Annotated in this window: 10 protein-coding genes; 1 reads left to right on the top strand and 9 read right to left on the bottom strand. The window is 59.6% G+C overall.

The window, feature by feature from the left end:
• From AB4Z35_RS18105 to AB4Z35_RS18085, 5 genes are all read right to left on the bottom strand, one after another.
• Positions 1 to 380: electron transfer flavoprotein subunit beta/FixA family protein (locus tag AB4Z35_RS18105; RefSeq protein WP_442098455.1), on the bottom strand; the 380-nt coding region annotated here is incomplete at its 3' end.
• 37 nt (positions 381 to 417) lie between these two features.
• A complete protein-coding gene (locus AB4Z35_RS18100; RefSeq protein ID WP_442098454.1) occupies positions 418 to 1620 on the bottom strand; it encodes a CaiB/BaiF CoA transferase family protein in 1203 nt (400 codons plus the stop codon).
• 18 nt (positions 1621 to 1638) lie between these two features.
• Complete coding sequence (locus AB4Z35_RS18095; protein ID WP_442098452.1) at positions 1639 to 2802, bottom strand: acyl-CoA dehydrogenase family protein; 1164 nt, start codon at positions 2800 to 2802, stop codon at positions 1639 to 1641.
• A 65-nt stretch (positions 2803 to 2867) separates the two neighbouring features.
• On the bottom strand, positions 2868 to 3464 hold the full coding sequence (locus tag AB4Z35_RS18090; RefSeq protein WP_442098451.1) for a thiamine pyrophosphate-dependent enzyme: 597 nt from the start codon (positions 3462 to 3464) through the stop codon (positions 2868 to 2870).
• Entirely contained in the window at positions 3452 to 3991 is a 540-nt protein-coding gene (locus AB4Z35_RS18085) for a thiamine pyrophosphate-binding protein (RefSeq protein WP_008001340.1), read from the bottom strand. The genes AB4Z35_RS18090 and AB4Z35_RS18085 overlap by 13 nt, the downstream gene beginning before the upstream one ends.
• A gap of 566 nt (positions 3992 to 4557) precedes the next feature.
• Between AB4Z35_RS18085 and AB4Z35_RS18080 the strand changes: the two genes are divergently transcribed.
• Entirely contained in the window at positions 4558 to 5862 is a 1305-nt protein-coding gene (locus AB4Z35_RS18080) for a dicarboxylate/amino acid:cation symporter (RefSeq protein WP_442098450.1), read from the top strand.
• Between the two features lie 56 nt (positions 5863 to 5918).
• Here AB4Z35_RS18080 and AB4Z35_RS18075 read toward each other — a convergent pair whose 3' ends face one another.
• From AB4Z35_RS18075 to AB4Z35_RS18060, 4 genes are read right to left on the bottom strand one after another with little or no spacing between them, the layout of a single operon-like run.
• Positions 5919 to 7133 carry a pyridoxal phosphate-dependent aminotransferase gene (locus AB4Z35_RS18075; RefSeq protein ID WP_442098449.1) on the bottom strand — a complete coding sequence of 405 codons (1215 nt, stop codon included), beginning with the start codon at positions 7131 to 7133 and terminating at the stop codon, positions 5919 to 5921.
• Positions 7130 to 7768, bottom strand: a complete 639-nt coding sequence (locus AB4Z35_RS18070) for an RraA family protein (RefSeq protein WP_442098448.1) — start codon at positions 7766 to 7768, stop codon at positions 7130 to 7132. The genes AB4Z35_RS18075 and AB4Z35_RS18070 overlap by 4 nt, the downstream gene beginning before the upstream one ends.
• Positions 7768 to 8430 carry an RraA family protein gene (locus AB4Z35_RS18065; RefSeq protein WP_442098447.1) on the bottom strand — a complete coding sequence of 221 codons (663 nt, stop codon included), beginning with the start codon at positions 8428 to 8430 and terminating at the stop codon, positions 7768 to 7770. Before AB4Z35_RS18065 ends, AB4Z35_RS18070 begins: the two co-directional genes overlap by 1 nt.
• The gene (locus AB4Z35_RS18060) at positions 8430 to 9095 is read right to left on the bottom strand and encodes an RraA family protein (protein ID WP_442098445.1); all 666 of its coding nucleotides are present in this window, start codon (positions 9093 to 9095) and stop codon (positions 8430 to 8432) included. Before AB4Z35_RS18060 ends, AB4Z35_RS18065 begins: the two co-directional genes overlap by 1 nt.
• Positions 9096 to 9181: the final 86 nt, after the last annotated feature.

The raw sequence follows: 9181 nt of genomic DNA, 5'->3' as shown, positions 1-9181 counted from the left end.
GTCTGGTTGTTGTCGCTGTCGATGGCCTGTTTGCCAAGGATCACCAGCTGAGGCTGTTCCTTGTCGACAACAGCTTTCAACAGTTTGGCAACGGCCAGGGAAGTCAGATCTTCGGCGGATTCGACGAGGATGGCGCGGTCGGCACCCAGCGCCAGCGCGGTGCGCAGTTGCTCTTGAGCGGTGGACGAGCCAATCGAAACCACGACGATTTCGCTCGCTATACCCTTCTCCTTCAGGCGTACGGCTTCTTCCACTGCGATTTCGCAGAACGGGTTCATCGACATCTTGACGTTGGCAAGATCGACGCCGGAATGGTCCGCCTTGACGCGAACTTTCACGTTGTAATCGACCACGCGTTTCACAGCTACCAGGATCTTCATGGGGCAGTGTTCACTCGAAAATAGTTGTTCGTTGCAGTCAGATGGCCCCGGCGGCACGCATTTCTTCAATGCGCTCCGTCCCCAGCCCCAATTCCTTGAGTAGCTGTTCGGTGTGTTGGCCCAGGCCCGGCACGGCATCCATACGAGGCTCGAACGCACTGTTGCTAACGGGCGGGATCAGGCTTGGAATGGGGCCGGCGGAGGTTTCGACTTCTCGCCAACGGTCACGGGCCTGAAGTTGCGGATGGTTCCAGACACCTTGCATATCGTTCACCCGAGCGTTAGCGATTTGCGCATGGTCCAGACGATCAATCACCGCATCGAAGTTGAGCGTGGAGAACGATTCAATGATCAGTTCCCGTAGCGCATTGCGGCTCTCAACACGTTTGAAGTTGGCCGAGAAACGCGGGTCTTTGGCCAGTTCAGGCGCAAGCAGCACCTTCTCGCAAAACAGCTGCCATTCACGCTCGTTCTGTAAGCCCAGCATCACGGTGGTGCCGTCACCAATGGGGAAGGGGCCATAGGGATAAATGGTGGCGTGCGCGGCACCAGCGCGAGGTGGCGGCGGTGCGCCGTTGTAGGCGTAGTACATCGGGTAGTTCATCCACTCGACCAGGCTTTCCAGCATCGACACATCAAGGTGACTGCCTTCGCCGGTACGTTCGCGCAACAGCAGGGCAGACAGAATCCCGGTGTAGGCGTACATGCCGGCCGCGATGTCGGCGATCGAGCAACCAGCCTTGGCCATTTCTTCATCGCCGGGGCCGCCGGTGACCGACAGGAAGCCGCCTTCACTCTGGATCAACAGGTCGTAAGCTTTTTTCTTTTCGTAGGGACCACCGGCGCCATAGCCTGAAATGTCACAGACAATCAGGCGCGGAAATCGCTGGTGCAACACCTCAAATGACAGTCCCATTCGCGCAGCGGCACCGGGTGCCAGGTTCTGCACCAGCACATCGGCGGTGGCCAGCAAACTGCCCAGCACGTCGGTGGCTGAATCTTGCTTCAGGTCGAGGGTCAGGCTTTCTTTCGAACGGTTGGTCCAGACAAAGTGCGAGGCAAGACCGTTGACGCGTTCGTCGTAGCCCCGGGCGAAATCGCCTGTGCCTGGACGTTCGACCTTGATCACCCGGGCGCCGAGGTCGGCCAGTTGTCGGGTGCAGAAGGGCGCAGCAATAGCGTGCTCAAGGCTGACGACAGTAATGCCATCGAGCGGCCGGAGGCCTTTGGGCTGGCTCATGATTTTTCTCTCTTGTTGTTAGAAAGAGCGCGGCAGTTCGAGCAGGTGTTCTGCAACGTAGGACAAGATCAGGTTGGTAGAGATGGGCGCTACCTGATACAGACGGGTTTCGCGGAATTTGCGCTCGACGTCGTATTCGCAGGCAAAGCCGAATCCGCCGTGGGTCTGCAAGCAGGCGTTAGCCGCTTCCCAGGACGCTTTTGCTGCCAGGTACTTGGCCATGTTGGCGCTGGCTCCGGCGTTGATGCCGCTATCGTATTCTTCGCAGGCACGCCAGCGCATCAGGTCAGCCGCTTCGATTTCGATGTGGGCTTCGGCGATGGGGAACTGCACGCCCTGGTTCTGCCCGATCGGGCGCCCGAACACCACACGGTCACGGGCGTAGGCACTGGCTTTTTCGATAAACCAGCGACCGTCGCCAATGCATTCGGCGGCGATCAGGGTGCGTTCGGCATTCAGGCCGTCGAGGATGTACCGGAAACCTTTGCCTTCCTCGCCGATCAAACTGTCAGCGGGGATTTCCAGGTTGTCGAAGAACAACTCGTTGGTCTCGTGGTTGACCATGTTGGCGATCGGCTGCACGGTCATGCCGTTACCGATGGCCTCGCGCAGGTCGACCAGAAAGATCGACATGCCTTCGGACTTCTTCTTCACCTCGGCCAAGGGCGTAGTGCGCGCCAGCAGGATCATCAGGTCGGAATGCTGGATTCGCGAGATCCACACCTTCTGCCCGTTGATCACGTACTTGTCGCCTTTGCGTACAGCGGTGGTCTTTATCTTGGTGGTGTCGGTGCCGGTGGTGGGCTCGGTCACACCCATCGATTGCAAGCGCAGTTCACCGTTGGCCAGTTTCGGCAGGTAATAGCTTTTCTGCGCTTCGCTGCCGTGTCGCAGCAGGGTGAACATGTTGTACATCTGCCCGTGCACGGTGCCGGAATTGCCGCCACAGCGGTTCACTTCTTCGAGGATTACCGACGCTTCGGCCAGCCCGAGTCCGGAGCCGCCATATTCGACAGGAATCATCGCCGCCAGCCAACCGGCGTCGGTCAGGGCCTTGACGAAGGTTTCCGGAAACCCTTTTTCTTCGTCGACTTTGCGCCAGTAGGCGGCATCGAATTCGGCGCACAGGGCGCGTACGCCCTCGCGGATGGCATTGAGTTCTTCAGAGTTGCGGTCGGTCATTATTATTCTCCTCAACGCGTCACGCATGGCGTGTGCCCTGCGTGACGGGGGCGGGTATGGCGCAATCAGATCGGGTTGAAACCCAATGCAGCACGGAAGCGATTCTTGATGTAGTGACCGTCACGCGGTGGCAGTACACGAGGCGGGTGTTCCGCTTTGATCTTGATCGTTGCGAGCTTGACGCCATCGCGGTTGGCGAAGCGTTCGCGCAGGTTGTGTACGCCTTCCATGTCGCGAATTTCGTCTGTCCAGCTGAAGCCGCAGGTCTTTGCCACCTGGTCCAGGGAAATACCGAAACCGGCGTGGCTGACTTGCATGCCGGTTTCACCGAAGTGACCGTTATCCAGAACCGCGATGGTCAGGTTGGCGGGTTTCTGCAGCGCCACCGTGGCGAGGGCGCCAAACCCCATGAGCAACTCACCGTCACCGGTGACCACCACCACCGACTTGTCCGGCTGGGCATTGGCCAGACCCAGGCCGACTGTGATCGCACTGCCCATGGCGGCCCAGAGGTAGTAATTCAGATCATTGTCACCGGCCGCCATGACGTCATAGGACGCCGAACCCAGTCCGGTCACGACCAGCACGTCTTTGCGGTCGGCCAGCAAGGCCTTGACCACTTCACGGCGGCACAGGGTGTGGTTTGCGCTTACTTGACCCATTTCTTTTCTCCAATCAGTCGCTGGCCGAGCAGCAAGGCAGTGGCGGAATCACCGTTGAAGGCCATGGTCGCGGCACCGTGTAGCAGCGGGGCGACATCTGTAGGCACGTCCGCACGCCAGGTCATGACTTTCATCAAGTTCAGGGAGGCTTCGGTGGCCTGGCCCATCGGGTTCTGCCAGGCGTTGAATTCGGCCCAATCGCCACGCATGGTGACCACCATCAACAGCGGGAAACCGGCACACACCTGAAGTGCCAGGGTGTTGATGCAGTTACCGACACCGCTGGACTGCATCAAGAGGGCGCCACGCTCACCGCCAAGCCAGGCGCCGGCGAGGTAGCCAATGCCTTCTTCTTCGGTGGTAAGGACGACGGCCTTGATGTCCGGGTCGGCATACGACATGCGGATGGCCGCCGAGTGACCTGCATCTGGTACGAAGACCACGTGTTTGACGTCGTGGGCCTTGAGCACGCGGAACACGTCCTCCTGCCAATCCTGCCCCACGGTTTGTTCCGCTTCTGTTGACATGCCTATCTCCCAAGCAGTGCTGCTTTTGTGTTTTCACTCATTCTGGGAGCGCTGGAGGAGAACGACGACTACCGTTTTTGTCTTTGAGATATGCCCGTTTTGTATAGCTGGGCGGCGAACGCGTTGCGCTGCGGTGAGCGGCGATAACCGAGAATTATGGGAAGGTAGAAACCGAGAACTTGCCGTTCGCGAAAGCGCTGAGCTTGAGCACGCCGCCATAGCATTTGGGCATATCTGGTAGAGCGCGATCGGCTCTTATTGGGGGAGGAGGACTAGCGTAGTTTTCCGGCTACGTCGTTACAGCGCGTAACCGACGCAACCACAACTATAAGATCCGAGGGTTGCACCTATGTTTGACAGCCTCCTGCAGTTGGCTTGCCCCGTCCTGTCCTCTGTTCATGACCTGTTCCGCCCGCATCCATCCTCGAGCTGCCGTTACTGGCACTTTGCACTTGCCTTTTTCATTCCGTAGCGCCGCGGCTGACCTTGCGCTTTTCAACGCTATCGCGTGATCACGCGGGCGTTTGCCCGGGCTACTTTCCAGAAAATACGACAACAGGTGTGTTATGAAAAACAGGCTACCGGCTGCGGCAGGCATTCTGATCGCCATGCTGCTGGGGATCCTTATCGGCTACATGATTTTCCTGAGTTTCCCGGACAAAGCGGCGGCGACCCGAGTTGCCGGTTACATCTCGATCATCTCCGACATTTTTCTACGCCTGATCAAAATGCTCATCGGCCCCTTGGTGTTTTCGACGCTGGTGGTGGGCATCGCCCACATGGGCGACGCGAGCGCGGTGGGCCGGGTCTTTTGCAAGGCGCTAGGCTGGTTCGTCACCGCGTCGTTGATTTCGCTGTCGGTGGGATTGGTGATGGCCAACCTGCTGCAACCCGGGCAATACCTGGGCTTGCCATTGCCGGAGGTGACCAGTGCGACCAACCTGCAAACATCGGTGTTCACCCTGAAGGATTTCGCGACGCATTTGGTGCCCAGGTCATTCGCGGAGGCCATGGCCACAAACGAAATTCTGCAGATCGTGGTGTTTTCGCTGTTTTTCGGTGTGGCGTTGGCTTCTCTGGGCAAGAAGGCCCACGGGCTGATCAATGTTATCGAGGAGCTGTCCCAGGCGATGTTGAAAGTCACTGGTTATGTGATGAAACTCGCACCGCTGGCAGTGATGGCAGCCATGGCCGCGACCGTGGCGGTCAACGGACTCTACATTCTGGTGAAGTTCGCGGTTTTCATGCGCGACTTCTATTTTGGACTGATCGTACTCTGGGCGATGTTGATTTTTGCCGGCTGGATGTTCCTGGGGCGGCGTGTATTCAAACTGGTGGTGCTGATCAGGGAGGCGTTCCTCCTGTCTTTCGCCACGGCCAGTTCCGAGTCGGCTTACCCGAAGATTCTTCATGCGCTGGACCGTTTCGGGGTCAGGCGCAGGATCTCCAGTTTCGTCATGCCCATGGGGTATTCCTTCAACCTCGACGGTTCGATGATGTACTGCACGTTTGCCGTGCTGTTCATCGCTCAGGCGTATGGCATCGAGATGTCCATCGGCACGCAGATCACCATGCTGTTGACGTTGATGCTGACCTCCAAAGGCATGGCCGGCGTGCCCCGTGCGTCATTGGTGGTTATTGCCGCGACGCTGACCCAGTTCGATATTCCTGAAGCCGGTTTGCTGCTGATTCTTGGGATCGACACGTTCCTTGATATGGGCCGTTCGGCGACCAACGCGGTGGGTAACTCTATTGCAACGGCAGTGGTGGCCAAGTGGGAGGGTGAGTTGGTGGGTGAGGATGAGGCCGAGCGAGACGCCGCCGCGCTGGACGCTTCGGTTGGCGTGGAGGATAAACCGTTGACTGTCTGACCTGTGTCGGGAAAAACGAAACCCGGCGATGGCCGGGTTCGTCCAAACACACTGGGTTAACGCAGGGCGCTACAGAATGCGTGTATGGCCTCACAAGCCTTGCGCAATGACGCGTCATCCAGGGCGTAGGCAATGCGAATGTAGGGGCCAAGGCCAAAGGCGCTGCCGTGCACCACCGCCACGTTCGCTTCGTCGAGCAGTGCATGGGCTACATCTTCGTCAGTGTGCAGCACTCGACCGCCCGCCGAGGTACGACCGATCAACCCCGCACAGGAAGCGAACGCGTAAAACGCCCCCGCTGGGCTGACGCATTCAAGACCTGGTGTGGCGTTCAGAAGCTCCACCATCAAATCGCGACGCCCCTGGAACGCGGCGCGGCTTTCGCGGATGAAGTCCTTGGGCCCTTCCAGCGCGGCGAGTGCGGCCTGTTGCGAAATCGAGCTTGGCCCTGAGGTTTGCTGACCTTGCAGTTTTTCCATGGCCTCCAGCAGCCAGCGTGGCCCTGTGGCAAAACCGATGCGCCAGCCSGTCATGGCGTAGGCCTTGGAAACGCCGTTSATGGTCAGGGTACGCGCCACCAGTCGTGGTTCAACCTGGGCCAGGGTATGGAACGCTTGATCGTCGAAGATCAGGTGTTCGTAGATGTCATCGGCCAGAATCAACACGTGAGGGTGTGCCAACAACACCTGCGCCAAGGCGTGAAGCTCCTTCCGGCTGTACACCGCCCCCGTCGGGTTGGACGGCGAGTTGAGGATTAGCCAGCGGGTCTGCGGCGTGATCGCTGTGGCCAGCGCCGCGGGCGTCAGCTTGAATCCGGTAGCGGCATCGCAAGTGACGATTTTGCTTTCACCGCCGCACAGTTGCACCATCTCCGGGTAACTGACCCAGTACGGCGCCGGCACGATGACTTCGTCACCCTCATTGAGGGTCGCGGCCAAGGCGTTGTAGATCACCTGCTTGCCACCGTTGCAGACAAGGGTGTCTTGCCAGGTAACGTCCAGGCCGTTCTCACGGCGGAACTTGGCGGCCACCGCTTCTCGCAGTGGACGTACTCCGGCGACCTGGGTGTAACGGGTGTGGCCGTGTTCAATGGCGCGAATGGCAGCTTCACGTACATGTTTGGGCGTATCGAAATCTGGCTCGCCGGCGCACAGCGAAATGATCTGCGCACCTTGCGCCCGACGTTCTGCCACCCGGTCCATGATTCGATAAGTCGCAGACGGCTGCGCACTGGCCAGACGCTGATTCAGGCGCTGTATATCGGTGCTCATGCGCGGGTTCTCCACTCAGTCAGGTTCATCAGTTCCAGGGTCGAGCGGCCTTCGGTCAACGCCTGCATCATCTGCGCTTCCTTGCTCGCGCGCGCTTCGCCTTCGGCCAGGGTACGTGCCGCATCGGCCTTGGGAATGATGATCACACCGTCATCGTCTGCCACTACCAGATCACCTGGCGAGACGTGTGCACCGTTGAAGTTGAACGCCTGCCCGACCGAGGGAGCGCTGACCTTTACTGTGCCTTTGACCGAGATGCCACGGGCAAATACCGGAAACTGGCGTTTTTTCAGGGCCGCAATATCGCGAACGCCACCATCTATGACCAAACCGACAACACCGGCCGCTTCGGCAGCCACAGTCAGCACTTCGCCCCAGTAACCGGCGATGAAACTTCCGGTGCCCACCACCAGCACGCTGCCCCGTGGCACGCGCTCCATGGCCAGGTGCAATGACAGGTTGTCACCCGGCGAGCACTCCAGTGGGTAGGCCGGCGCGGCGATGAAGGCGCCATCCCATATCGGGCGAATATCACTGTCGACCGCACAGGGCAGATGGGACGCCTCAAACAGCGTCGAGCTGCCAAGGACTTTTGCTCGTTCGTGGAAGTTCAACGGGAGGGGGAGCGTGGTCATCAGACTTTCCTCTGCAGGCTGTGGTATCCGAGTGCGGCCCGGGCTTCTTTAAGGGTTTTGCCTTGAGCGATCAGTGCACGAATGTCGGCTTCTACCGACTCGATCTGGCGGGCGCACGCCGCTACTTCTGCTGCCCGGGCGCGAGGCACAATCACCACGCCGTTGGCGTCGGCCACCACGATGTCACGGGCACACACCCGGGCCGTGCCGATGGACACTGGCTGATTGACGGATTGAACCTGCACGCGGTCCTTGCCGGTGCGCATGAAGCGACCCTTGCTGAAGATCGGATAGCCGTCGCCCAAGGCCTTGTTCACGTCACGGCATACACCGTCGATGACCGTTGCGGCGATCTGCCGGCTGCCGGCGTACTGGGTCATGATGTCGCCCCATACCGTGCAGTCGGTGCGGCCACCGTTGTCGATCACCACGACGTCACCGGGGAGCACGTCTTCGATGAAATCGCCCACGGTTCCAGGCGGCACGCTGGCCGAAACGTACTGCACGGTGAAGGCTGGTCCGACGATGACCTTGCAGTAGTTGTCCAGCGGTGCCACGCCCAGGCATTGACCGGGCAGGCCGAGTTTGTCCAGGGCATCGGAGACGCCAGGGGTGTCCAGGCCTTCAAACAGGGCGACAAGTGCTTGGTCTTCAAGATTCATCAGGAACGCTCCACCTGAATAGCTTCGAACTGGGTGTCATGCATCACTTCGGCCACTGAGCGGCCGCTGCGAACAGCTTCCACCATGCCGTCCTGGCGACGGGTAATGCGCTCACCAAGATCGACTACCTGCTCGATGTAAGCCTGGGGCACGAACACCGTTCCGCAGTTATCGGCGATGACATAGTCGTCTTCGCTGACGTCGACGCCCGCCACATCGATCGTCACGGCGGCATCGATCTGCACCACCCGATTGCGCGCGCTGATCATGGTGACGCCACGGCCATATACCGGGTAGCCAATCGACTCGCTGCCATCGATGTCGCGGCTGAAGCCGTCGATTACCGTGCCGCGTACTTTCTTGCCGACTGCTGCATTGGCGAGGATATCGCCCCAGCAGGAGATGCCTTCGATGCCRCCGGCGATCACCAGCACACGATCGTCACTGTCGATCTGTTCCACCACGGGGGTAATCAGGTGCACAGTGGGGACGTTGTCCGTTTTAGGAGCCAGCAGCACGGTGCTGGCGCGGCCGACTATCTTCGGGCAGTTCCACAATGGGCGCAGCCCAACGGTGGCGCCCGGCAGGCCGAGGAAGTCGAGCGCATCGGAAACCGTGTTGGTATCCAGCGCCGCCAAGCGATCCAGCAAACTCTTATGGGTCATGGGGAAGCCCCTGTGGTGACGGAGGCGCCCAGTGTCGGCGATGCAGTTTCATAGGTATATTACGAATCACAGATACGTTAGATACG

It is taken from the genome of Pseudomonas sp. KB_15 (genome assembly GCF_052114525.1).
Classification (GTDB): Bacteria; Pseudomonadota; Gammaproteobacteria; order Pseudomonadales; family Pseudomonadaceae; genus Aquipseudomonas.
This window is presented reverse-complemented; position numbering and strand designations above follow the sequence as displayed.

Excerpts from the sequence above, each read along its gene's own strand:
- AB4Z35_RS18100 (WP_442098454.1), bottom strand. The coding sequence starts at position 1,620 with ATGAGCCAGCCCAAAGGCCTCCGGCCGCTCGATGGCATTACTGTCGTC.
- AB4Z35_RS18095 (WP_442098452.1), bottom strand. The coding sequence starts at position 2,802 with ATGACCGACCGCAACTCTGAAGAACTCAATGCCATCCGCGAGGGCGTA.
- AB4Z35_RS18090 (WP_442098451.1), bottom strand. The coding sequence starts at position 3,464 with ATGGGTCAAGTAAGCGCAAACCACACCCTGTGCCGCCGTGAAGTGGTC.
- AB4Z35_RS18085 (WP_008001340.1), bottom strand. The coding sequence starts at position 3,991 with ATGTCAACAGAAGCGGAACAAACCGTGGGGCAGGATTGGCAGGAGGAC.
- AB4Z35_RS18080 (WP_442098450.1), top strand. The coding sequence starts at position 4,558 with ATGAAAAACAGGCTACCGGCTGCGGCAGGCATTCTGATCGCCATGCTG.
- AB4Z35_RS18070 (WP_442098448.1), bottom strand. The coding sequence starts at position 7,768 with ATGACCACGCTCCCCCTCCCGTTGAACTTCCACGAACGAGCAAAAGTC.
- AB4Z35_RS18065 (WP_442098447.1), bottom strand. The coding sequence starts at position 8,430 with ATGAATCTTGAAGACCAAGCACTTGTCGCCCTGTTTGAAGGCCTGGAC.